Raw genomic sequence first — 21,606 nt, forward strand, 5'->3', positions numbered from 1 at the left:
GACTGCGGCTTCACGACCAGTTCCATCAGTCTGGCCGGGCCTTATATTAAACCTTTGCGCCAGCGCGGCTGATTTTGCGTATGTGATTGTCGACGATCCTACGCCATCGTCAGAATGACCGGTTGTGTTTAGGTTTGTAGGATGCCTGCTCTCGACCACGGACATGAGCGCGCGCCACAGGCGCATGCGGGCAGGCGTCGTACAAACCCCGAGGGAGGAAACCGCGGAGTGTTCCGCCGCGGCCGGAATCTTTACCGCTATGGGGATTGGAGAGGTTGGGTGCGGTATTGGACTGACGCAGCGCTGGGGCAAAGCGGGTTGATGTCGACGGGATGCACGTTGGCGAGGCTGTCGGGGCCGCGTTTGTGACGGAAGGCCGGGCGCACAGCCGTGTGGTCCGTGTGAGGGGCGCAAGCGTCCGCTATCGGGTCCCGTTGCCGGAGAGCCGACGGTCGCCTTGAACGTCTCGAAACACCTGTGTTCATGCTGCGGCTCGCTGTGCGGGTGGTGCGCGGATCGGTGCGCTGCGCTGGAGGACCTCGATGACGATCATCGGCGCGCCGCAGTGCCGGCAGATGAAGGCGGGACGCATAGCGGGACCGGTGTCGTCAGGTTGCGTGCTGGCTGCGGGCACGACATGCAACAGCCCACGCACCTTCGCGAGATTCTGCCGGCGCACGGGATTGGCCAGCAGGCCATAGTGGCGGATGCGGTGGAAGCCGCCGGGCAGCACATGCAGCAGGAAGCGGCGCATGAACTCGTGCGCGCCCAGCGTCATGGTCTTGTAGCGGGTGCGTCCCTTCGCGCGATAGTCCTTCCAGCGGAAGGTGACGCCGCGCTCATCGAGCGCAACGAGCCGCTGGTTGGAGATGGCCACGCGATGCGTGTAGCGTGACAGGTAGGCGAGCACCGCCTCGGGTCCCGCGAACGGGCGCTTCGCATACACCACCCACTCACACGCGCGTAGCGGTGCGAGCCACTGGGCGAAGACAGCAGGATCGGTGAGCGCGGCGTACTCGCCGAAGAACCGCAGCTGGCCACGACGATGCACTGCTGCGAGTTCTTCCAGGAAACGTCGCCGGAACAGCCGTGAGAGCACGCGCACCGGCAGGAAGAAGCCGGGCCGGCAGGCGACCCACCGCTCACCGTCGGGTGACAGGCCACCACCGGGGACGATGCCGTGGACGTGGGGATGGTGTGTGAGCCTAAAAACCGCAGTTACCCTGTTGCGATCGCAGCGATCGCAGCGATCGGCGTGCGTTGCAGCGGCGCGGAGGCGGTGATGCGTGCGCAGATGTAGCGCAGCAACTCGCGCCAGCGGTCGAGGTTCGGGAACTGCTCCGCAGAGCGTGCAACGTGGCCCAGAGCCGCCCGAACGTTGGCGACCAGCGATTTGATGGTGTCGAGTTTCGCATGCAGTGGCGTGAGATACAGTTGCGTCTGTCCGGCGTGGCTGGTCGTCTTGCCGACCGCGGCCAGCAGCAGGGGGCGGCTTGTCACCGCTTCAAGACGTGCGCCAGGATGGGCGGCCCGACAGTACCAGCTCCACCAGTTGTAGATCAATGCGCCGGCTCGCGCCGTGGTCTGGCAGCGGGCGAGGTCCTGTGTGGTGAAACCGCCCAGTCCCCACTGGTTTTTCAGTTCGTCGAAGCCGTTTTCGCAATCGCAGCGATCCCGGTACAGCTGCGCGATCGCCTCCAGCGGATAGCTGATGTCGGTCACCAGTACCGTGTATTCCCACATCGGATCGGCATCGAGCACCGCATCTTCGGCCAGCGTCAGCCTGAGTTGCCCGCTGCTATCGCGGCTCTCGCGAGCCAGCCCGTCGCGAATGCGCCGGCGCACGATCACGACGCGCCGCTTCGCCGACCAGCCCGTGAGCTGCAGATGATCTTCGACCACCTGGCAGCCCTGTGCATCGGGCCGGCTCCAGTCGCTGCGACCGAACTGTCGCGCGACCAGCCGCTGAACGTTCTTCGTCTGGCGCAACCGCAGCAGGTACGGCTGCTGGCGCTGCTCGAGTTCCAGCAGAATGCCTTCGTTGCCATAGCCGCAGTCGCCACGCACCATCGCCGGACGCCGGTTACCCAGTTCGTCGAGCAGCCGTGCCAGCCCGGCCTTCGCATGCGCCGAGGTGTGCTGCTTGCCCGCACTGACCTGCACATCGAGCACCAGCCGCAGGTTGCCGACCCAGTACGTATGCAGGACGTGACTCGGGCGCCCCGGCTTGTGCGGGTTGTAGCCGATCTCGGCGCCCTCCTGGCGGCCGTACAGCGGCTTGATGCTCGCGTCGATGTCGAGGATCCACGGCTGCTCCAGCGCGTCGCGCACGCTGCCCATCAGCGACGGGCACAGCCACGCCGCGCTGGCCGTCTCATCGATGCGCGACAGCGCCCGGCGCAGCGCATCTTCACTGACGATCCGGTCCATGCCCAGCGCCTGTGCAGCCACTGCATCCCCGCGCAGCGACGTGACGTGCGCATAGCGCCGGTGGCCCGCCAGAATCGCCAGCAGCAAGGTGCCCAGCACATCGCGCTTGCCCGGTGCGTTGCCGCTCCGGTATTCAAGCGGGCAGGCCCGCACCCATTCGTCAAACACGCCCGCCGCGCGCAGGAATTCCGCGAAGAACACCAGTTGGCCATTGGGCGTGGCTTGCGACGATCCGTCCCAGCTCACGTGCATGCGACCGCCCAGCGTATCGACCACCATCGGCTCAACAGCCTGCCCCAGCGCGGCTATCTGCCCATTTTTTGTTTCACCCATTGGGTGAGTATGCCAATTTTGCGCAGCGTCGCATCAGTATTGCTTCTCCGACGATTCCGGCTGTCTCAACTGCGGTTTTTAGGGTGAGTGACGAGCCCCACGTATGGAGCACCAGCGTCGCGCCAATCTGCGCGCCCAGATGCTTGGGGTCGGCGGCGATGGTACGCAGGGTCTCGGCGGCAACATCGAACAGCAGCCCGTAGATGACCGCCTTGTTGTACAAGGCGATCGCGCTGATCGGCGCGGGCAGCGTGAACACCACGTGGTAGTACTCCACGGGCAGCAGGTCAGTCTGGCGCGCCTCGAGCCAGCGATGTGCGGCACTGGCCTGGCACTTCGTGCAATGGCGGTTGCGGCAGGTAATGGGGTGCACCCCAAGTTTAGGGGTTCGTTGCGGCCTCCGATTAGTAACCGCGGTGCTCAGAGCGACGCTTTTAATGGAGAGTTAAAGCGACGTGAATCTCCGCTCCGCGCCCGCTCCGGGGCCTCCTCTCCCCATAGGAAAACACTTCCCATAAGGCAGGAGTTGTAGGCGACCTCGATGTGCTCGCAGCCTGAACAGCGCAGCACATGCCCGCCCAGCGCCGCGGTGCGGCACTGTTCGATGGCTGACATGACCTTCAGCTGCCCCAGGCTCAGCCGTACTGTTCGTCGCCAGGCTGGCCCGTGGCTGCCGAAGATGTCCGCAACCTCCAGCATGAGGTGCTACAGGGCGCGGGCTTACTCGGAGGGCAGGCGGTCCAGCGGACTGGTGACCTCGTGCAGCAGGTCGGTGGCCACCTGCACGTAGAGCGCGGTGTTCTCGCGCTTGGCGTGGCCGAGCAGCACCTGGATCACGCGGATGTCCACCTTCTGTTCGAGCAGGTGTGTCGCGAAACTGTGGCGCCTATGTTTTTGAAGAGATAGGCGGCTTTATCGGCGTCGAGTGAAATTCGACATTGGCGCATTAAAGGCGAATATAAAGTTAGTATAACTGAAAATAGATGTTTTGAGTTGCTAGTAATGCTGATAATACGACTTATCGGCATTAAACCGGCGCAAAAAAACGGCCCGCACAGCGCGGACCGGGTCTGGCGGAGCCGCGACGGGCGGCCAGTCTTGCCGCCAGCCCCGCCGCTGCTCCGTGTGTGGTCACGTGCCGTGAGCACCGACCACGTCTACATGATAGACACTGCGCCGGCGCGCGGCGGTAGTTTTTCAGTAGCGTCGCCCCACGCGCGGTGTAAATGAAGGCCCGGATAATCAGAGCTATCATACCCTTCGTTTCAGGACACTGGCCCTCATATGAACCGGATGACGTCGCCGGATGGCACCTGGCGTGACGTCGCGGCATGCGATGGGCGATCAGCGGACGCGAGGCCGGATTCACGGGACGTGAGCGGAGCGCGGGGGAGGCTGGCACAAGCAACAGAAGGCATGGGGCAGATCGAGGCGTAGTCGATGGTCGCGGCCGGCCGACCTTTGGGGAATGCCGGGCCTCCGGCGCAGAACCCAGGCCGGTGACCTCTCTCGGTCAGCGTCCCTGACCTTGCATGTGCCAATTTCCTCAGGCGGCTTCAGCAGGCGCGCGCCCGTTAGGACAGGCGACGATTGGGCGGTATCGGAGGGGGGATCGGGGGGGCGAAAGCCGTGCAGTTGCGTGCCGATTGCGCGGAGGCGCGCCGATCGGGTAGGGTGTCGGCATCATCATTCACTCAACGAGGAAAAAACGATGAACAAGCAGGAACTGGTGGATGCAGTCGCCGCGAAGACCGGCGCAAGCAAGGCAGCGGCCGCCGAGACGCTCGATGCGCTGATCGGCACGATCACGAGTGCCGTCACGAAGGGCGACACCGTGCAGCTGATCGGCTTCGGTTCATTTTCGACGGGCGCGCGTGCCGCGCGCGTCGGTCGCAACCCGGCGACCGGCGCCGAGATCCAGATCCCTGCCGCGAAGACCGTGAAGTTCACGGCGGGCAAGGCTTTCAAGGATGCAGTGAACGGCGCCTGAGACCCGGTACACTTCGTCGGCCAGGTTCATGCCGGCGGCACCGCTGCCTGCCACGTTGCCGCGGCAGGTTGTTCGCGACGGTGGCGAAAAGTCGTATCCATGCAGAGGGCCTGAACTTGGCAATGTCTGCCTGGTAGCATCGGTGGCGAGATGCCGCGATGTACCGCGGCCCCTGCGATTCGCTGCATATCTATATAGATAGCCGTATGGAAAAGAAACGATCGCGGATCAGGCGGGACCCGCTGTGTCCACAGATCGATGCGCTGTTGCGCTACCGCACGCGCATCGTGCGCGTGATCGCCGAAGCGAAATGACGTAAAGTTGTTCAGCACTGCTCGCTGTGCCTTACAAACTGGTCTTTGGGTCCGGACGACTTTGTGTCATTTGACAGCAGCCTTGCTCCCGGTCTGCCACCCACCGCCCAGCGCCTTGTACAGCGCGACGAGCGCAAGCGCCGTATCACGATCGCTTTGCGCGAGCTTGTCGTCGGCGGCGTACAGCGAGCGTTCGGCGTCTAGCACCGACAGGAAGTCATTGAGCCCTTGCCGGTAGAGCCGCGTCGCGATAGTCACGGCTTCCCGGTCGGCTGTGACCTCGGCGGCCAGCCGCTCATGCCGCACTTGTGACTGCGCATAAGACACGAGCGCAGTTTCGACATCGCGCAACGCGCCCAGAACCGTCCGCTGGTATGCAGCAGCGGCCTGATCGGTCCGCGCCTCTTCGGCGCGCATTTGGAAGCGGACCTTACCCGCATCGAATATGAGCCAGCTGATGTTCGGACCGATCGAGAAATAGCGGCTCGGCGCGGTGAGAAACGTCGACGCGTTCAGGCTCTCCAGGCCCGCGGCGCCAGTCAGCGAGAAGTGCGGATAGAGATCGGCCTGAGCGACGCCGATACGGGCGTTCGCGGCGGCAATCCGGTGTTCGGCCGCCCGGATATCCGGCCGGCGGCGCAGGAGGTCGGACGGAAGGCCGACAGGCACCTCCGCCACTGCCAACGGAATTGCTTGCGGCGCATCCAGCTGGGCCAGCAGTTGTTCCGGCGGTTGCCCGATCAGCGCGCCAATGCGATAGATGGACGCGCGTTCGTCCGCCTCGAATGTTGGGATGGCGGCCTCCGTATCTGAGACTTGAGCCTGCGCACGCAGTACATCGAGACGCGAGGCGAGACCCGCGTCGAACTGCGAGCGGGTCAGCGACAGCGAGTCCTGCTGGATGGCCAGATTGCTGCGCGCGACGGCGAGCTGCCGTTGCACACCGCGTAACTCGATGTAGTTGCGCGCAACCTCCGCGAGCAAGGTCAACTCGACGTCGCCAAGGTCGGCCACGGCGGCCTGATACGACGCATCGGCCGCCTCGACGCCGCGACGCTTGCCGCCGAATACGTCGATCTCCCACGAAGCATCGAAACCGGCCTGCCACAAATTACCGTTGGCACCCGGGCCGAGGCCACCGGGCGGCACGCCGACCGGCACGTTTGCGCTGCCATGCGTGCGATCGTATTTCGCGCCGACGTCGACGGTAGGATATTGGTCTGCTCCGGCGATGCCACGCAAGGCTCGCGCTTCGCGTATGCGCGCCTGGGCAACGGCCAGGTCGGGCGCGGATTGCAGCGCGTCTGCCATCAGCGAATCGAGCGTTGCATCACCAAAGCCTTTCCACCAGGTGTCGTCCGAGGTTTGCGGTGCTTTTGCTGCGCTGGTTGCCGCGCCGGTTTGTTCGGTAAAGCTCGCCGGCATCGCTGGCTTTGGCGGCACAAAGTCGGGTCCCACGGTGCAGGCCGCGAGGAGTCCTGCCGATGCAGCGACGCTAGCGGTAAGACTGACGACAGAAGTGAAACGGCGTCGCAAGCCATGATGGAGGCTCGCCGGCTGCGCTGCCGCTAGTTGCCGAAGCCGAGCCATGCCGGGCGCTCCCTCACGAAGATTTCCGTTTCGACAGACATGCCTGGCGAGATCAATTTAAGTGCTTCCCCAGGGTTATCGAGTTCGATTTTTACCGGCACGCGCTGCACCACCTTCACGAAATTGCCCGTTGCGTTTTCCGGTGGCAGAAGCGCGAAGTGCGAGCCGGTCCCGCGCTGGATGCTGTCGACATGGCCGCGCAGCCGCAAATCCGGAAACGCGTCGACGAGGATCGTGACCGACTGGCCGGGTCTAACATGGGTCAATTGCGTTTCCTTGTAGTTCGCGGTCACATAGAGCTTGTCCGGCACGATCGACAATAGCGTTTGCCCGGGCTGCACAAAGTTGCCCTGTTCGACGCTCTTGTTGGCGACGCTGCCGGACTCGGTTGCGTAGATCTTTGTGTACGAGAGGTTGAGCGTCGCTTGCGCGAGCATGGCTTGAGCCTGAGCGACCGAAGCCTCCGCCGTTTTCACCTGGGCGCGAGCAAGCGTCGCCTGCGCCTGTAATGCATCGACCTTGACCTGGGCCGCGCTCACGGAAGCCCGCGTTCCGTCAGCGGCCGCCTTGCCCTCATCGACGCGCTCCGATGACACGGCGCGCACATCGGAGACGGATTGCAGCCGCGCCAGATTGGCGACGGCCAGTTTCGCATTGGCATGGGCAACGTCAAGTTCTGCCTTTTGCTGGCCGATATTGGCGTCGGCCACCGCGACCTGATTGCGCGCCTCCTCCAGCTTGCCAACGGCCGCCGCGACATTGGCGCGCGCCAGATCCACCTGAACGACATAGTCGCGCGGGTCGAGTTCGACGAGGAGGTCGCCGGCTTTGACCTTGCTGTTGTCGTCGACATGAAGGGTCTGCACGTAAGCCGGGACCTTGGGGATGACCGAGACCAGATGCGCGTCGATATAGGCGTCGTCCGTCTGCTTCTCGTACAGGTCCGGCACCAGGAAATACGCGGCGATCGCCAGCAGCACGATCAGCGCGAGTATGCCGAGGATCAGCCAGCGTCGATTGTCAGGCAGCGGGGGCGCCGGCGGTGCAACGGCGGAGGGCGGCGTGGTGGCCGGTTTTTGAACCGGTGGCGCTTCGCTCATTGCTGCCTCCGGCCGGGCGAATGGATCGGGGTTGGAACAGACACGGTTTGCATGGCCGCGCTCCTTATTTTTTGGCTACCGGGGTCGGCGGAATGATGGGGACGAGGCACAGTGCGATGACACCGACCGCCGCCATGAAGGCGAAAGCGTCAGCGTAGGCGAGCGTGGCGGCCTGGTGCGCGCCTGCTTCGGCAAGCATTCTCACCGCCGCGCGTTGACTCTCGATTGGAGAATAACCGCCGCGCGCGACCAGCGTGGCGCTCACCGACGCGAGCCAGTCTTGCGTGACCGGATTGTCGTGGCGCAGGTGTTCGAACAGGCGCGATGAATGAAGTGTCTCGCGATGCCCGATGAGAATGGTCAGCAGCGCGACCCCGAGCGACGCGCCGAACTGCCTGAAGGTCATGTAAAGGGAGACGCCGTCGAGCAGCTTGTTCTGCTCGATCCTCGCCACTGTGCCGCTGCCCACTGCGGGTAACAATGGCGACAGGCAGCAGGCGTAAAGAATCAGCGGAACGACGTAGTAGTAGCCAGGTGTGTCCGTCGTCAGCAGGCGATTGAACAGGACCATCGAGGCGATCAACATGACGAGCGCGATCACGATCGTTTTGCGTTGGCCGATTCGCGCGATAAGACCGACCATGAGCGGCCGGATGGCCGCCGCGGTCAACGCATAGACGCATATGATCTGTCCGGTCTGGGTCGCGCTATGGGTATGGGTTGAAAGATTGCGCAGAAACTCGGGCAGAACGAACAGGCTGCCCGACAGGATCATGCCGGTGAAGACGCCGATCAGCGCGGACGATAACACGTAGCGGTCACGCAGCAGGCTGAGCCAGAGCAGTGGCGTTCGATTCGCCGGACTCGCCTGCCAGACAACGAAGAGAAGCAGGGCCGCGCCGCTCGTCCAGGCTAGCACGCGAATATGTAGAGATCCGAACCAGTCGTCGATTTCACCACGATTGAGGATGATCTGAAGCGAAATCAGCGCCGTTGCGAGGAGGGCAATGCCGAGCCAGTCGGTCCGGATCAGGCGCTCGGCGGAGGGCGGTGGGAGTGTCGGAAAGTAGCGAACCACCAGCCACACCGCGCCGGCTGCATAGAGCAGATTAGGCAAAAATATCAGGCGCCAGTTTAAATGGTCCGTGATATAGCCACTGACCAGTAGGCCTGCTGCACTCGACAGATAGAGCACCGTGGAGACCTGCATCAGCGATGGGCTGCGCTGGGGCTTGGGCAGCAGCACGTAGATGCTGGCGCGCCACCAGACGACCAGACCGGCCCCGGCCAGTCCCTGGATAGCACGCCAGATCAACATCGAATCAAGATCCGGGGATATCGCACAACCCATCGATGCGATCGAGAACAGAAGGATTGTCGAGATCAGGAAGCGTTTATAGCCATAGTGCCCGGCCATCCAGATCGAGACTGGTACGCCGAGAAACAGCGAGCAGCTATAGACTGTCAGCAGCCAGCTCGCCTCGTCCGCCGAAACACCCAACGTGCCAGTCAGATCCGACAGCACCAGGTTCATGCTATCGAATGTATAGAATTCCATTCCTGTCGCGAGGCCGAGGCCAAGAAGCAGTAGACGGGTATGTCCGGGCGAGAGCGTGAGCCCCGGAGGGGGTGTCGCCATGGCAGCGCCTGCGCTCAGGAAGGTGGCGAGGCCAGGATATTTGATGCACATTTGCGACTCCATTGGGCGTTCGTTAGTCACGCTGCGAGCCACCAAACAGCCGGTATGACCAAGGCAACAAGCGCGAGCGCACGGCGGGGGCATCGCACTGCAGCACGCGGCCGGACAGTGTTTCCGGCGACTCTGCCAAATGCGCCTGGAGATTCGGCACGACGCCAAAAATACGTTCTGCCTGTTGGAGGCCCGGTTGAGACGCAGCAGGGGCGGCTGCAACTGTATATGCGAGAAACTTGGCCATCGACTGCCTCGGATCAAAAATAATAACCACACGAGTATCGCTGATGCGGTACCTTCGCAGTAGGCGGCGCCGGAACATAAGAGCTATTCCCAACTGGCATAGAGCGTCAGTGCTCGGCTCGGTTCGAAAGTCCTGAATCGTCAGAGAAAGCGGCTCACCTCTCCTCGGTGCAGCCGACATCGTCAGGCGCTGCAGCGACTGTCACGGCTGGTAAAGAGTGATCTGTTAGCCGCCGTCAACCGCGACAGTCCGACTTGTGAGATTGCGCGCCTTTTCACTGGCGAGCGACAGGGTATTCTGCGTTATCTCTTCTGGCAACGCGGGTACGAGACCATCAACCCAGCGCTGCTACAACGGTCGCATCATGGGAACGGTGATCTTCTGCGGTGCTGAGGGCGTGGTCCATTCCTGCGGGGAATGACTGTTATCGATAGCGCCCGTCTTCTTCTCGAGCGCCTTGCGCCACATCATCTGCTCACCGTCAACCAACGAGGAGCAGATGATGAATTCCTTCCAGTCCTACACGATCGACACCGCACCCGCAGCGTCAAAGCCCACCCTTGAAGAGGCGAAGCGTACTTTCGGTTTTGTACCGAACCTCCAGGCGCACATGGCCGAATCACCGGAACTGCTCGCCGGCTATACGGCGCTGTGGGACCTCTTTGCGAAAAGCACACTCACGCCTCACGAGCAACAGATTGTCTATCTGACGTCGAACTTTGAGAACGACTGCCACTACTGCATGGCGGGCCACAGCACGCTCGCGAAGATGATCAAGATGGACCCGGCGGTGATCGCCGCGCTTCGCGCCGGCACGGCGTTGCCGGATGCGAAGCTGGAGGCGCTGCATCGCTTCACGACGATCGTCGTGCGCGAACGCGGATTCGTTCCGGACGCGGAAGTGGAAGCCTTCCTCGCGGCCGGCTATACACGCCGCAACGTGCTCGAAGTGATTCTCGGTGTCGCAACCAAGGTCATGAGCAACTACACGAATCACATCGTCCATACGCCGTACGACGCTTTCATGAAGGGCAACGAGTGGACGAAGCCCGAACACGTGCCTGGTACGCCCTCTGCCGCGTGATTCGTCCAGCCTCCAGGAATCGATGGAGAAGTGTCATGTCGATGCGGGAGACACTCGACGCCTTGAGGGCCGACTTCAAGGCGGGCAAGCATCCCCCTACAACGCAGCGCCGGCAATCCATCCGGTCATGGTGCGCGCGACTGCCGAACCGATCGCGAGCGGTCAGGCGGGCGGCACATAATCCGTCCAGGCGAGCGCGTCGACATCGCCGTTTTGCGAAGAAGCATGTGAAGGGCTTCTGGTTGTGCTTCTTGCAAGAGTTCGGCCCGACTGAATCGGTGTCGCCGAGGCCGACAGTGCGAGAGGCGCGCCTCGTTCGTTTTCTACGTTCGGTAGCCGGGGTCGGCGTGGCGCACCTAGCCAATACTCGCAAGCAGTGGACGGCAGCGATCTGCCGGACTGACAACGGACCTTCGACTCGAGAGCCACATGAAAGCGATTGAATTGCGTCAACTGCGCTACTTCTCGATTCTTGCGCGGGAACTCCATTTCGGCCGGGCGGCCGACCTCGCGTCGATAACGCAATCTGCGCTTAGCCAGCAGATTGCGAAACTGGAAGAACTGGTGGGCGCGCAATTACTGAACCGCGACCGGCGCGGCGTGACGCTGACCGCTTCGGGCGAGGCTCTGCGGAACAGCGCCGACGCCATCTTCGCTCAGGTTGAGCGCGCGTTGAGTGAGGCGCGCGATGCCGCGGGCCATAGAGAGTCTAGGATCTCGATCGGTCTGGTCGAGTACGCGAATCTGCCATTTATTCCGCCTGCGCTCATTCGGCTGCAGGCACTATATCCGGACGTCACAATAGAGCGCCACGAGATGAATACGGCGCAGCAGATCATCGCGCTGACTAAGAAAGATATCGACATCGGCTTCGGCGCATTGGTCGACGCTGCACCAGACAACGACGACGTACTGGTTCAGCCGCTGTTCGAAGCACACTGGGTCTTGTTGATGCGCAGCGATCACCGGCTGGCAAACGTCGACTGTCTGAACCTTTGCGATCTTGCGCAGGAGCGACTGATCGGCTCGGCACGTGCGGTCAATGCGCCGCTTTATGACTCGATGGTTGCTCGGTTCCAGCAAGCTGGCTTCACGCCAAACTTCATCTATGAAACGACGCAGGTACAAGTTGGCGTCACGCTCATCGAACAAGGGCTCGGCGCAATGATCGGCACCACATACCTATTCTCGTCGCTTCCAAAAACTTTGCACTACCGGCAGATCAACGGCCTCGAGCCCGTAACGGTCCAGATGCTGTCGCGCACAAACGAACGCAATTCGCTGATACTTGACTTTCTCGATCTGGCGGCTGAAGAAGCGCGTTGCGAGCAAACCCGCGCTACAGCGCCTCGTACCTCCGGTCGATAGGCAGCGCTTAGGTGCGCCTGCTCAACCGTGATCGGCGTGGAGTAACGTTGACTCTGCCAGGCGAGACACTACGCGACAGCGTCGATGCCATCTTCCAGCAAGTAGAGCAGGCGCTACGGATTACTCGGGACGCGGCGGGGTATCAGAGTTTCAAGATCTCGGTTGGCCGCATTGAAGATGCCAATCTGCCGTTCATCCCGCTCGCGTTGATTCGGTTTCAGGCGCTATATCCGGACATCACGGTTGAGCGCCACGAGATGAACACGGCGCAGCAAATCGCCGCGCTAAAAAGAAACAGCATCGATCTGGGCTTTGGTTTGCCAGCAGGCAGCTTGCATCAACGATGCGGAGATCCTAACGGAGCCACTGCTCGAATCGAGCTGTGCGTTGCTGGTGCGCAGCGACCGCCGACTCGCGAATGTCGACTGCCTCAACCTTGTCGACCTTGTGCATGAGCGTCTGATCACCTCGGCGCGCGCGGCAAATGCTCCGCTCTACGACTCGATCGTAGCGCATTTCCAAAGCGCCGGCCTCAGGCTAAATTTCGTCTTCGAAACCTTGCAGGCGCAGGCCGGAACTACGCTGATCGAACAGGGACTAGGAGTAGTAACCGGTGCGATCAACCTGTTCACATCATTGCCGCAGATAATCAAATATCGGTTCATCAATGACATTGAGCCGATGTCGGTTCAAATGTTCTCGCGCTTGAAAGAGCGCGATTCGCTGACTTTCGATTTCGTTGAAATGGTTACCGAAAAAGCGTGTCGCTGGCGGGCTCTGAACCTCCAGCCGGGCGCATCTCGCGATAAGTACGCGGTTCGCCTCACGTGTCGGATCGATTAGCGCTATTAATCGGCCTTGCAAGTATTTCGAATTGGCTAATACCGGGGTTGTCATCCAAACTTCTCCTCAACGCACGAGCGGCTTGATGAATAGGTGGACCACCGTCGAGTTCATCCGCCGGCATGCGTTCATGCACCGTCTGTTTCATGCGTATCGTGAGAATTCGGAAGTGGATGTGACATCACGAGAACGCATGCTAGAGATTGCAAAAAACCGCGCAACCGATGTATTTCGCGCATTCCCAATCGACTGGAGTATTGAAGATGACCCAAGCACAAGCGAAGCCAGGAAAGACCCTTTTGTCCCCTAACGATCACACGCTGATCATGATCGACCATCAGTCGCAGATGGCATTCGCGACGAAGTCGATCGATGCGGTTCTTCTGCGCAACAATGTCGCATTGGTCGCGAAGGCGGCCCGCGAGTTTGGCGTGTCGACGATTCTGACTACCGTCGCAGAAAAGACCTTCTCCGGTCCGATTTTCGAAGAAATCAGCTCGACATTTCCTGGCCAGGCGACGATCGATCGGACTTCTATGAATACGTGGGAGGACCCTCGCATCACAGCTCGCGTAAACGAAATCGGAAAATCACGCATCGTGATGGCGGGTCTCTGGACCAGCGTCTGTATCGTCGGACCGGCGCTTTCGGCGCTTGATCAGGGCTTTGAGGTGTACGTGATCGCTGATGCGTGCGGCGATGTTTCGGACGAAGCGCATCAACGCGCGCTAGATCGCCTCGTCCAACAGGGCGCACGCCCGATGACGTCGCTGCAGTATTTGCTCGAGCTGCAACGCGATTGGGCTCGGACCGAAACCTACAATGAAACAGTTAAAACCTCGGTAGCGCATGGCGGCGGTTACGGACTAGGTCTGGTCTATGCGAAGACGATGTTCGGCGGTTCCGAGGGACACTGAACAAGATTTGTCATACCCGCTCGGCCTTGGTCGATTATCGCCGCCGATCGAGCCGGCGGCGATAATCGAAGTGCAGGTTGACCGGTGACAGCGGTTGGCAACACGGCGATCATTATATATTTAGGATAACGATATGGTTGTCATATTATCCGCGCCGCGCGACTAAATCAGTCGTCCGATTTTTTGTCTGCGAATAGTCGTAGGTTGTCGTGGTCATTGATTGGCGATGCAGCCAGTCGATCTCGCCGCTTTGCGTAATTAACTCGAGCGACTGGCGCGCTTCAATCCGATACTTCGACGTCAGGGCGGGACCAATGAAACTCTATCTGTTATCGCTAGGCGCCGGCATCCTGGTCGGCATTATCTATAGCCTGATCAATGTACGTTCGCCGGCACCTCCGCTTATCGCACTGCTGGGTCTGCTGGGCATGCTGATCGGCGAGCAGGCGATTCCTTCCGCGAGGCAGTTGTTGGGTTATTCGACGCCACCGGCCCTGTCGCATCAGGCGAGCGGAACCGGACGTCTTTCCAGCACCCGGTCGGGTCATGCCGTGTTGCAGGCAGACCGGGGGCTTGTTGGCAACGAGGAGGAACACTCATGAGCATTACCATTACTCAACCGGACCTGATCCTCTACAACGGCCGGGTTACGACGCTGGATCGTTCGAACCCCACGGCAACGGCTGTTGCGATCAAGGATGGCAAGTTTGCTGCGGTGGGCACCGATGTCGAGGTCCTGCTGCTCGCAGGGTCATCAACCCGGGTGATCGACCTGAAGGGGCGCAGAGTACTGCCCGGACTGATCGACAACCACATTCACATCATTCGCGGCGGACTGAACTTCAACATGGAGCTGCGTTGGGATGGCGTGCGCTCCCTTGCCACCGCGATGGACATGCTGCGCGAGCAGGTTGCCGTCACTCCGGCGCCGCAATGGGTGCGCGTGGTGGGTGGATTCACCGAGCATCAATTCGACGAGAAACGCTTGCCAACGATCGAAGAGCTGAATGCGGTTGCGCCCGATACACCCGTGTTCATTCTGCATTTGTACGATCGCGCGCTACTGAATGCGGCGGCTCTGCGCGTGGTCGGCTACACGAAGGACACGCCGGAGCCCCCGGGAGGACAGATCGTGAGAGACAGCGCCGGCAATCCGACCGGCCTGCTGCTCGCGCAGCCGAATGCATCGATCCTGTACGCGACGCTGGCCAAGGGTCCGAAGCTGCCGTTCGACTATCAGGTGAATTCGACACGCCACTTCATGCGCGAACTTAACCGGTTGGGCGTGACCGGTGCGATCGACGCGGGCGGCGGCTCCCAGAACTATCCGGACGATTACGAGGTTATCCAGAAACTGTCCGACGAGGGCCAGCTGACGATCCGTCTCGCATACAACCTGTTCACGCAGAAGCCGAAGGCGGAGAAGGAAGACTTCCTGAACTGGACGAAGACGTCGAAGTACAAGCAGGGTAACGATTACTTCCGCCACAACGGCGCAGGCGAGATGCTGGTGTTCTCGGCGGCGGACTTCGAGGACTTCCGTGTCGCACGTCCGGATATGCCCCCGCAGATGGAGGGAGAGCTGGAAGAAGTCGTGCGCGTACTGGCGGAGAACCGTTGGCCGTGGCGTATGCATGCGACCTATGACGAAACGATAAGCCGCGCGCACGACGTGTTCGAGAAGGTCAACAGGGACGTGCCGCTTGCCGGCATCAACTGGTTCTTCGATCACGCCGAGACGATTTCCGAGAAGTCGATGGACCGAATCGCTGCGCTGGGTGGTGGCGTCGCAGTGCAGCACCGGATGGCGTACCAGGGAGAGTACTTTGTCGAGCGTTACGGTGCGAAGGCAGCCGAGGCCACGCCGCCGGTTGCGAAGATGCTGGAGAAGGGAATCCGGACTTCGGCCGGTTCGGACGCAACAAGGGTCGCGTCGTACAACCCCTGGGTATCGCTGTCGTGGCTGGTGACGGGCAAGACGGTGGGTGGTCTGCGGATGTATCCGCAGCGGAACTGCCTTGATCGCGAAACAGCCCTGCGCATGTGGACCGAAAATGTGACCTGGTTCTCGAACGAGGAGGGCAAGAAAGGCCGGATCGAGGCAGGTCAGTTTGCCGACCTGATCGTCCCGGACCGCGACTTCTTTGCGTGCGCTGAGGACGAGATTGCCGATACCACGTCGCTGCTGACCGTGGTGGGTGGCAAGGTGGTATACGGCACGGGTGAATTCGCGTCGTTCGACGACAGCGCACCGCCGCCCGCGATGCCGGACTGGTCGCCGGTGCGTCGCTTTGGTGGTTTCGCCGCGTGGAAGAACGCGAGCGGCAACGGCGAAGCGGCGCTGCAGCAGGTCGCAGCGGCGTCGTGTGGTTGTGCGACGGCATGCGGTGTGCACGGTCACGCGCATGCCCGCGCGTGGACGGCCAATGCGCCGACCTCGGACCTGCATGGCTTCTGGGGCGCGCTCGGCTGCTCCTGCTGGGCGGTCTGACGTGAGGACAGGCGCGCTACAGGGAAATCCGTCGTGGGTGGCCGCGTTGCTGGCACGGTCGTGGGTGCTGCCGCTGGCGCGGCTCGCCCTCGTGTCTGCGTATCTGATCGGGGGCATCGACAAGCTCGCGCATTTCCATAACGCCATTCTGGAGCAGGCGCATTTCGGCCTGCATCCAGGGGCGCTGTGGGCGACGCTGGCGATTGTCGTCGAACTGGGCGGCTCCTTCTGCGTGGTTTTCAACCGGCTTGTCTGGCTGGGCGCAGGCGGGCTGTCCGCACTGACCGCCGTTGCCATGCTGGTCGCCAACAATTTCTGGAGTCTGACTGGCAATGCACGTTTCATCGCATTGAACGGTTTTTTTGAGCACCTCGGGCTGATTGCCGCCTTTATTGCCGTGACGTATCTGGCCAGCGGCGCACACCGGTCCCGTGGCAACGCATAGCTGAACCCAAAGAGGACCTTTAACCATCATGCATAACAGAGGGATTTCCAACATCATGCGTAAATTCGGCGTGGTTCAAAACGCGTGTTTTTTGCGTTACACAGACGAGCTGATTCGTCCCGCGTTTTCAGGCAGGATTAATGCGGAATGCGAATCAGTTTGGGGTCCGCGACCTCAGGCGATCAACCTTGCCAGGGCTGAAGCGGTCCGAGGCCGAGTAGCGTCAGCCAGTGCGGATGATCTTCTCCCGTCATCGCTTCACGCGGACTTTTGCCGAGCCGCTCGCTGCACCGGCTGCGCATGAAGCGGCGGTGATTGAAGAAGAACTGCGGCAGGCCCAGCCAGGCGCGGCTACCGTTCAGATGGCGCCGCAGCGTCAGGCAGTTGCGCAACCGGGAGTTGAGGTTTTCAACCAGCGAGCTGCTGCGTGGCGTGCTCTGCATGGCTTGCGAGACCGCGGTCCAGACCCCGTAGAAGTTGCGGCCCATGGCGGCATGCAGCCGGCTCCAACCTTGCCAGAAGGTGCCCGAGGTGTCGGGCTTGCGATGCAGCAGACACGTGGCGCGGACCAGATAATCCGGCACTGCCGCTGCGCGCGCGATGGCGGCCAGCTTGTCATCGAGCACACTGGCGAAGGCGAGCAGGTCGTCGCGCTGGTTCTGCCGGGCGACGCGCATGGTGCCGATGCGTGATGGATCTTCAGCCTCACGTTGATGAAGTTCATCGACGATGAAGTCGAACAACTCCTGACGGGAGGCCCGCTCAGGACCCGCCAGCGACAGAATGTCACGTTCGGGCCACTGGGCGAGGGTGCGCAGGTCGTCCGCCCGCTGAGACGAGCGCACCTCAAGCTGGCGAAGCGCAACCAGCTCAGCCACGGGCAGGTGATCCTGGCAGCGCCGGCGCGGGTTGGCGAGGCGGGCTTCGAGTGCTTCGCGTTTCGAGCGTACGCCGCTGGCGATGCGTGCCCAGATATTGACGAGGGTTTCGAACTGCTGATGGATGTGGAACACGTCGCCATGACACGGGGTATCGGGCCAGGCGAATTTTTGGCCGGCGCGCAGACCCGTGCCGGCGTCGGCAATCGTGTAATCGGGATTCAGTCCGCGCGCCTGAAGGTCGAGCAGATGGACGGCCCAGGTGTCGCGGTCGCGATGCTCTTCGGCGGCCAGCAGATAGCAATAGGTCGAGGCGGCGTCGATGCCGGCGAGCACGGGCTGCGAGCCCTGAAAAAGCTCATCGTGCAGTACCACCCGGATCGCCGACAGGTCAACGCTGTCGTTGATGACGACGGCGCGCTGCGCCGCCCGCTGGTGGACATTGTGCACGGTGCCCAGACTGATGGACACGCCCAGCACATCGCGCATGAATTCCACGACACCGCGCATCGAGGCATGAGCGATCATCGTCAGCCCGAGCGTGGCCTGCTCCAGCCATCGTTTGGTGACCGGCAACGAGAACAGCACCTTGTTCTGGTCGTCAGTCTGCTCAGTCGAAACGAGCTCATCCAGCGCGGCGTTGGCCTTGTGCCTCTGCCGGTAGACGAGCGGGCGACCCACGCCATGCTGGGCGGCCAAGGTGCTGACTGGTTCTGCGCCCGCCAAAGCCCGAACGGCCATCATCTTGCGTTCGTTGGTAGCCAGTTTTGTGGGGGCAGCGCAAACGAATTGATTCATGGCGGCGTGGCGTTGAAAATGGGGTCGCATTATCCCGCATTATTCTTCTCCCCCTCGCATGTGTAACGCAGCTTGAACCTCGCCTGGCTTTGCCAGTGAGGCGGAATTCGACCGCGTGGTCGACCCGGTGAAGATGGTCAAGCCCTACGTAGCGCCCGTGGGCTGATCCTTTGAATCTATCGCAGATTCGGTGGCGACGGCCGGCCGCGGTCGCCATCGGCTGGTCTGAACGCGGCTATGAGGGAATATCCAATGAGCAAATCAACTGATCCCGTTGCACCGGTCGAAACCGATCTGACAGGATTCGACCTGATCAACAATCCGATGCTCAACAAAGGCACAGCTTTCACCGATGAGGAGCGCTGTGCGTTTGGTCTGCACGGATTGCTGCCGCCGCATGTCGGCACGCTCGAAGAGCAGGTCCAGCGCCGGCTGAAGGTGCTGCGCGCCTTCGCGACCGACTTCGAGCGCTACGCATTCCTGCGCGAGCTGCAGGACAGCGACGAGACGCTGTTCTACGCGCTTATCGCCAGCAATCTCGAAGAGACGCTGCCACTGGTCTATACACCGACTGTTGGCGAAGGTTGCCAGCGTTTCAGCGAAATCTGGCACAAGCCGCGCGGTGTCTTCATCAGCTATCCGAACATGCACCGCATTCGCGAGATACTGTCCGACGCCCGCTTCGATCGGGTGCGCATCATCGTTGTCAGCGATGGAGAGCGAATCCTCGGGCTCGGTGATCAGGGTGCCGGCGGCATGGGCATCTCGATCGGCAAACTGGCGCTCTATACTGCCTGCGCCGGCATCCATCCGGACGAGACGCTGCCGGTCCTGCTCGATGTCGGGACGAACAACCAGGAACGCCTTGACGACCCGCTCTATGTCGGCTGGCGGCACGAGCGCATCCGCGGCGACGAGTACGATGCCTTCATCGAAGAGTTCGTCGCGGCCGTATCGGAGCGCTGGCCCGACGTGCTGCTTCATTGGGAGGATTTCGCCGGTTCGAACGCCGCCCGTCTTCTCGAGCGCTATCGCGATAGGCTTTGCACCTTCAACGACGATATCCAGGGCACCGCCGCCATCGCGGCCAGCTCGCTTCTCGCCGCCGTCAATGTCACCGGCGTACCGCTAACGGCACAGCGCATCGCCGTGCTCGGCGCCGGATCGGCAGGATGCGGCATCGCCTCCCTGCTGCTCCAGGCGATGATCGATGCCGGCGCCGACGAGGCCGAGGCACGCGGCCACTTCTTCCTTGTCGACCGCAACGGGCTGCTCGTCGAGGGCATGCCAGACATCACGTCGACGCAGAAGCCATTCCTCCAAAAACCGGAGGCGGTCGCCGGCTGGAAGCGGGAGGCACCGAACGCGGTCGGCCTGCTCGATGTGGTCTCCAATGCCCATCCGACGGTGCTGATCGGGGTTTCGGGGCAGGCCGGTGCCTTCACCGAGTCTGTCGTTCGCACCATGGCAAGTCACGTCGAGCGGCCGGTCATCTTCCCGCTGTCCAATCCGACCTCGCGCAGCGAAGCGACACCGGAGCAGCTCATGGCCTGGAGCGAGGGGCGCGCGCTCATCGGCACGGGGAGTCCCTTCCCGCCGCTTCACTGGAACGGTCAGACACGGAAGGTCAATCAAACCAACAATTCCCACGTCTTTCCGGGCGTCGGGCTGGGCGTCCTCGCCGCCGGCGCGCGCCGGATCACCGATACGATGTTCATGGTCGCCGGAAAGACCGTGGCCGCCATGTCGCCCGCGGTGACGGACAAGGAGGGGCTGCTTCTCCCGCCTGTTACCGACCTGCGCAAGGTCGCGGTGGCCGTCGCGACGGCCGTCGCCCGTCAGGCGCAGGCCGATGGGGTCGCGCAGCCTTGCGATGAGGCCACCCTCGACGCCCGCATCGCGGCGCGCGTCTGGGAGCCGCGCTATCGGCCTTATCGGAAGCGCGGCTGAAAACCGGGCCTGCGCGGCACATCGGATGTCGCGCGGGTCCAACGCGTCTCACGGACCCGTCCGGCTGTGCCAGGAAGAGGCGAGGCGAGCTTGTGGCGGCGTCAAGTGGTGCGCCTGTCTTCCCTTGAAGATCCGTTTTGTCTCTCTGGGAAGCATCCGACCAGTAGCAATTTTTCAACCTATGGAGATGTGAAATGGCGACGACAGCTGCCGACTACATGGTTGGCGCACTGGTCAATGCGGGAGTGAAGCGTGTGTTCGGTGTGGTGGGGGATTAGCTCAGTGGATTCACGGATTCGCTGGGTTTTGTTCGGAAGGGTAGGTCTTGCGTACCGTCTACGGCAAAGTGACGGTGAGGAGTCCTCGACTGTGGTCGTGCGCCTGTCAGCAAACATCGTCGTCGCCGCGACTAGTGATCCATCCGCTGTCCAAAGCCCTGCCCAGCCGCGTCACGCCGGAGTTGGAATATCTCCAGGCGAAGTGGGTTGCGCACCTGCCGTACCGGCAGGCTACGGACATGCTCAAGGAAGTGCTGCCGCTCGACAAGGTGATCTCGTTCAGCGGCACCCGTGATTGGATCCGCGTTCTCGGAATGCAGATCGACGCCGACATCGAGCGCGACATCGTCAAACTGCCGAGGGCCGTTGCAGGCGAGCGGGTTCGCGAATCCACCAATGTCGCAGCGGTGAGCGTCGACTCGGCATGGCTGCGGCACTGCGATTCCATTGGGGGGCAAGGCCGACATGTCAACATCGTCGCCGGGAGAGCGACGTTCGCAGACGGCCCGCCGAAGCTCTATGCGTATGTGTCCAAGGAAGTGACCTCAGCGGGCGCCCGGCTGGATCAGTTCCTCAGCCGAAACGGTGTGAGCACCGACGAACGCGTGACACTGATCAGTGACGACGCGGGTGAGTTCAACAAAGCAGTGGAGGGCAGTCAACTGGCTCGTGGGCGCATTCTCGATTGGTTCCACATCGCGATGAAGTTCAAGGCTGCACAACGCTCCGTGCCCGGCAGCAAGATGATCGGCTCGCTGGAACGGGAGTCAGTGGAAACAGAGATCGAGCACGCCAAGTGGTTGGTCTGGCATGGAAAGAGCAGCAAGGCGGTGGGACGCCTCAAGGCGCTGGACGATCGC

16 protein-coding genes and 3 pseudogenes are annotated in these 21,606 nt (G+C 61.9%); 11 read left to right on the forward strand and 8 right to left on the reverse strand.

Translation table 11 applies throughout. From position 1 onward, the window contains the following. Positions 1-481 precede the first annotated feature (481 nt). The 3 pseudogenes from GNZ13_RS25050 to GNZ13_RS25070 form a co-directional block, all read right to left on the reverse strand. A pseudogene (locus tag GNZ13_RS25050) lies at positions 482-1,204 on the reverse strand (IS91 family transposase); the annotation flags it as partial. A 14-nt stretch (positions 1,205-1,218) separates the two neighbouring features. Next, positions 1,219-3,459: pseudogene (locus tag GNZ13_RS25055) on the reverse strand (transposase); the annotation flags it as partial. Positions 3,460-3,483: 24 nt separating this feature from the next. Next, a pseudogene (locus GNZ13_RS25070) lies at positions 3,484-3,648 on the reverse strand (tyrosine-type recombinase/integrase); the annotation flags it as partial. A 583-nt stretch (positions 3,649-4,231) separates the two neighbouring features. Here GNZ13_RS25070 and GNZ13_RS53555 point away from each other — a divergent pair. Further along, on the forward strand, positions 4,232-4,753 hold the full coding sequence (locus GNZ13_RS53555) for an HU family DNA-binding protein (protein ID WP_268959188.1): 522 nt from the start codon (positions 4,232-4,234) through the stop codon (positions 4,751-4,753). Between the two features lie 380 nt (positions 4,754-5,133). Here the strand turns inward: GNZ13_RS53555 and GNZ13_RS25080 are convergent, their stop codons facing one another. The 4 genes from GNZ13_RS25080 to GNZ13_RS25095 all read right to left on the reverse strand — a co-directional run bounded on the left by GNZ13_RS25080 (position 5,134) and on the right by GNZ13_RS25095 (position 9,694). Next, entirely contained in the window at positions 5,134-6,657 is a 1,524-nt protein-coding gene (locus tag GNZ13_RS25080; protein ID WP_172169294.1) for an efflux transporter outer membrane subunit, read from the reverse strand. Continuing rightward, positions 6,636-7,757: an HlyD family secretion protein gene (locus GNZ13_RS25085; protein WP_172169297.1), complete on the reverse strand. Its 1,122-nt coding sequence runs from the start codon at positions 7,755-7,757 to the stop codon at positions 6,636-6,638. The genes GNZ13_RS25080 and GNZ13_RS25085 overlap by 22 nt, the downstream gene beginning before the upstream one ends. 64 nt (positions 7,758-7,821) lie before the next feature. After that, positions 7,822-9,447 (reverse strand): MFS transporter, encoded by a 1,626-nt coding sequence (locus tag GNZ13_RS25090; protein ID WP_236002176.1) that lies wholly within the window; start codon positions 9,445-9,447, stop codon positions 7,822-7,824. A 22-nt stretch (positions 9,448-9,469) separates the two neighbouring features. After that, positions 9,470-9,694, reverse strand: a complete 225-nt coding sequence (locus tag GNZ13_RS25095; protein WP_172169300.1) for a hypothetical protein — start codon at positions 9,692-9,694, stop codon at positions 9,470-9,472. Between the two features lie 502 nt (positions 9,695-10,196). On the opposite strand from GNZ13_RS25095, the gene GNZ13_RS25100 reads away from it, so the two are divergent. The 8 genes from GNZ13_RS25100 (at position 10,197) to GNZ13_RS25135 (ending at position 16,842) form a co-directional block, all read left to right on the forward strand. Continuing rightward, entirely contained in the window at positions 10,197-10,778 is a 582-nt protein-coding gene (locus GNZ13_RS25100) for a carboxymuconolactone decarboxylase family protein (RefSeq protein ID WP_172169330.1), read from the forward strand. A 429-nt stretch (positions 10,779-11,207) separates the two neighbouring features. Further along, entirely contained in the window at positions 11,208-12,146 is a 939-nt protein-coding gene (locus GNZ13_RS25105) for a LysR family transcriptional regulator (protein WP_172169303.1), read from the forward strand. Positions 12,147-12,193: 47 nt separating this feature from the next. Further along, entirely contained in the window at positions 12,194-12,601 is a 408-nt protein-coding gene (locus tag GNZ13_RS53560; protein ID WP_172169306.1) for a LysR substrate-binding domain-containing protein, read from the forward strand. After that, entirely contained in the window at positions 12,540-12,989 is a 450-nt protein-coding gene (locus tag GNZ13_RS25115; protein WP_328807288.1) for a type 2 periplasmic-binding domain-containing protein, read from the forward strand. Before GNZ13_RS53560 ends, GNZ13_RS25115 begins: the two co-directional genes overlap by 62 nt. Positions 12,990-13,252: 263 nt before the next feature. Then, complete coding sequence (locus tag GNZ13_RS25120) at positions 13,253-13,906, forward strand: hydrolase (protein WP_172169309.1); 654 nt, start codon at positions 13,253-13,255, stop codon at positions 13,904-13,906. 314 nt (positions 13,907-14,220) lie between these two features. Further along, a complete protein-coding gene (locus tag GNZ13_RS25125; protein ID WP_172169312.1) occupies positions 14,221-14,508 on the forward strand; it encodes a DUF1427 family protein in 288 nt (95 codons plus the stop codon). After that, on the forward strand, positions 14,505-16,397 hold the full coding sequence (locus tag GNZ13_RS25130) for an amidohydrolase (RefSeq protein WP_172169315.1): 1,893 nt from the start codon (positions 14,505-14,507) through the stop codon (positions 16,395-16,397). Before GNZ13_RS25125 ends, GNZ13_RS25130 begins: the two co-directional genes overlap by 4 nt. A gap of 37 nt (positions 16,398-16,434) precedes the next feature. Beyond that, a complete protein-coding gene (locus GNZ13_RS25135; RefSeq protein WP_407945664.1) occupies positions 16,435-16,842 on the forward strand; it encodes a DoxX family protein in 408 nt (135 codons plus the stop codon). Between the two features lie 182 nt (positions 16,843-17,024). Here GNZ13_RS25135 and GNZ13_RS25140 read toward each other — a convergent pair whose 3' ends face one another. Beyond that, positions 17,025-18,518 (reverse strand): hypothetical protein, encoded by a 1,494-nt coding sequence (locus GNZ13_RS25140; protein ID WP_216675009.1) that lies wholly within the window; start codon positions 18,516-18,518, stop codon positions 17,025-17,027. Between the two features lie 252 nt (positions 18,519-18,770). On the opposite strand from GNZ13_RS25140, the gene GNZ13_RS25145 reads away from it, so the two are divergent. Together GNZ13_RS25145 and GNZ13_RS25150 are read left to right on the forward strand one after the other, a co-directional pair. Beyond that, positions 18,771-20,468 (forward strand): NAD-dependent malic enzyme, encoded by a 1,698-nt coding sequence (locus tag GNZ13_RS25145; RefSeq protein ID WP_172169321.1) that lies wholly within the window; start codon positions 18,771-18,773, stop codon positions 20,466-20,468. A 325-nt stretch (positions 20,469-20,793) separates the two neighbouring features. Continuing rightward, positions 20,794-21,606: hypothetical protein (locus GNZ13_RS25150; RefSeq protein WP_172169324.1), on the forward strand; the 813-nt coding region annotated here is incomplete at its 3' end.

The organism is Paraburkholderia elongata (assembly GCF_013177735.1).
GTDB lineage: Bacteria > Pseudomonadota > Gammaproteobacteria > Burkholderiales > Burkholderiaceae > Paraburkholderia > Paraburkholderia elongata.